This is a genomic window from Blautia glucerasea (genome assembly GCF_020537505.1).
GTDB lineage: Bacteria > Bacillota > Clostridia > Lachnospirales > Lachnospiraceae > Blautia_A.
In genome coordinates this window covers 1-1,705 of sequence record NZ_JAJBMO010000067.1, presented here as the reverse complement: position 1 = coordinate 1,705, position 1,705 = coordinate 1, and the positions used below count along the sequence as shown (strand labels likewise).

The 1,705-nt window shown below is 48.0% G+C and carries 3 protein-coding genes; all 3 read right to left on the bottom strand.

Annotated elements, in window-relative coordinates; genetic code table 11:
- Positions 1-85 precede the first annotated feature (85 nt).
- Complete coding sequence (locus tag LIQ05_RS19195; protein ID WP_147632518.1) at positions 86-658, bottom strand: hypothetical protein; 573 nt, start codon at positions 656-658, stop codon at positions 86-88.
- Positions 659-876: 218 nt separating this feature from the next.
- Positions 877-1,170, bottom strand: coding sequence for a hypothetical protein (locus LIQ05_RS19190; RefSeq protein ID WP_006428275.1), 294 nt, complete (start codon positions 1,168-1,170; stop codon positions 877-879).
- A partial coding sequence (locus LIQ05_RS19185) for a ParM/StbA family protein (RefSeq protein WP_226822912.1) occupies positions 1,158-1,705 on the bottom strand: 548 nt, incomplete at its 5' end. The genes LIQ05_RS19185 and LIQ05_RS19190, both read right to left, overlap by 13 nt.

Genomic DNA, 1,705 nt, shown 5'->3' with positions numbered 1-1,705 from the left:
CGGCTATCAGCCTCCCTTCGCTGCGAAAAAAACAGTGCAGATTTCTCTGCACCGTTTCCGTCTCTTGGTTTCTGTTTTGTAATGTCTATTCTTCTGATTCCGCTTCCTCTGGCTCAGATTCTTCTGCTTCTTCGGTTTCCAGTTCTGTTGGCTCTGCTTCCGCTGGCTCTTCGTTTTCTGGCTCTGTCGGCTCTTCATCTGCTTCAGCTTCGTCCGGTTCTGTCATTTCTCCGTCTGTTTCAGCTTCCAGTGCTTCTGTCTCAGGCTCTTCTGCTTCAGGTTCTACTGACTCTTCATCCGGTTCTGATTTCGCAGTCTCAGGCTCTTCCATTTCTGTTTCTTCGGCTTCCTCTGACTCTGCTTTCCATTTGGCTTCTTCTTTTTCGATTGCATCTTCGATAAGCCCGATTAAGAAGTCTTTCTGTTTCATGCCATTCCTGGCGAGGACTGCTTTCAGTCTGGAAAATAAATCCTCGGTTACCTGTACTGCTACTGTTCTTAAATCTGCCATGTTCGTCTTTTCTCCTTTTCTTGTCATGTGTTCTTCGATTACCATTTCAAGGTATTTTGGTATGCTGATTCCTAACTCTTCGACTTCCAGTTTTAGCTTTTCATGCAGCTCTACCGGGATTTTTCCGCATATGTTTTTCATCTCCATTGTGTTCGTTCTCCTTTCTTTTTTCTACATACAACATACCCTAAAACCTGACAGAAAGCTATTCACAATACCCAACGAATATGAGGCTCTCAAAAGCTCCCAAAGGATGCAGATCCAATAACATTCAATAGGCATCACCCCTTTCAAAAATCCGTGATTTATACTAATTTGACTGCTTGAAATTTGGCTATTTTATCACCAGGAAAGACTTGACTTTTTCAGAATGCATCCTCAAGCCCGGAGAGAAAATCCAGCATCTGGGACGGGATTTCTTCCTTTTTTGAAACACTCTCCCCGGAGCCAGAAATGGAAACACCTGCCAGTTCTTCCCGGATTGCCTGCCGGATGCTTTTCTCCAGCTGGTTGTTTTCCTGATCTTTTAAGATCACCTGAACCAGATAGCTGCTCTTCTGTCCATCTGGAACACTTTGCAGGATCTCCCATGCCTTTTTGTGATCTGGGTTATCAAGGTTCAGGCGGAACGAGAAAACGGGTCTCTTTACTTCGCGCACATCTGCCCCACAATCCGCTCATAGCCGGAAGCATTGGCGTGTACGTCTGTCAGGTAAATCTGCCGACACAGCCCGTCCTGCGGTGTCACGTGCCGTTTCAGAATGCTGGCTCCGCCGCCCATGATCACGGACGGAATTGCCTTCAGATCGAACCCGGCTTCCATAATTGCAGACAGTATTTTCTCCGTGTAGAGCCTTCCCTGCCGGACAATGATTTCTTTTGCGGCCGGGTCCATGCTGCAGCTCTGGCCGTTCAGAACACGTTCGATCTGAATATCCGTTACAGACAGTCCGGTATTTCTGCGTACCTGCTCGGTGATCTCATCCACACACCGGATCACACCAAGTTCCAGGCTGCGGCAGGTAGCGGCATTTGGAACACTGTTGTCCAGCCGCATCAGGTCTACGGTCCAGCCACCGATATCTGCGAGAAGAACAGAAGGCTCGTCCCGAACACATTCCGGGTGGAGAGCCAGGGCTGAGTATCCCTGTGGGAACAGTTTTACATCCTGAATCCGGATCTCATAGCTCTCAT